Origin of the sequence: Nonomuraea harbinensis, from assembly GCF_019396385.1 — a bacterium.
Lineage (GTDB): Bacteria > Actinomycetota > Actinomycetes > Streptosporangiales > Streptosporangiaceae > Nonomuraea > Nonomuraea ferruginea.
Genome location: NZ_JAHKRN010000129.1, coordinates 1 through 869 on the forward strand (window position 1 = coordinate 1; position 869 = coordinate 869).

The window sequence follows — 869 nt, forward strand, 5'->3', positions numbered from 1 at the left end:
CCCTGCCCCTGCCACCGGGCGGCGCGCAGCAAAGCGGAAATGCTCAGGTGAAAGAGGCAGACCTGGAATGACCAGTGTGCTCGTCGTCGACGACCAGATCCTGATCCGCGCGGGCCTGGCCGCGTTGCTGCGTGCCGCACCCGGCCTCGAGGTGGTGGGGGAGGCAGCGGACGGCGACGAGGCGGTGTCGCTGGCTGCGGCCACCCGGCCGGACGTCGTGCTGATGGACATCCGCATGCCGCGCCTCGACGGGATAGAGGCCACGCGCCGCATGCTGGCGCAGGCCCGCCAGGCGCCTCCGAAGGTGGTCATGCTCACCACCTTCGATCTCGACGAATACGTCTTCGCGGCGCTGTCGGTCGGAGCGTCCGGCTTCCTGTTGAAGAACTCCCCGCCCGAGCGCCTCCTGACCGCCATCGACATGGTCGCCGCCGGCGACATGCTGTTCGCCCCGAGTGTCACCCGCCGCCTGATCGAGGCGTACACGCAAGGGAGCGGACCTGCCTGCCTGTCTTCCGAGGCGCCGGATCTCGACCTGCTCACCGGCCGCGAATTGCAGGTGATGCGTCTGGTGGGCACAGGTATGGCCAACGCCGAGATCGCGGCACAGCTGGTCGTCAGCGAGGCGACCGTGAAGACCCACCTCAACCGGGCCATGGCCAAGCTCAACCTGACCAGCCGTGCGCAGGCGGTGGTCCTGGCCTATGAGACGGGCCTGGTCACCGCTCGTGCCAACAGGACGCCCGAGGCTGGGGACCTCGCGCCCGAGCTCGACTGATGGAACACGAAGCACCACCGATGCCCGGGCGTACACCGTAGGTTGACTTCCCGGCGGTGACTACCGCGATGGTTGTAGTCAAGATTCAATC

General features: G+C 67.9%; 1 protein-coding gene. It reads left to right on the forward strand.

Annotated features, from left to right (window positions below; translation table 11 throughout):
* Positions 1-67 precede the first annotated feature (67 nt).
* A complete protein-coding gene (locus KME79_RS44315) occupies positions 68-778 on the forward strand; it encodes a response regulator (protein ID WP_219552677.1) in 711 nt (236 codons plus the stop codon).
* Positions 779-869 lie beyond the last annotated feature (91 nt).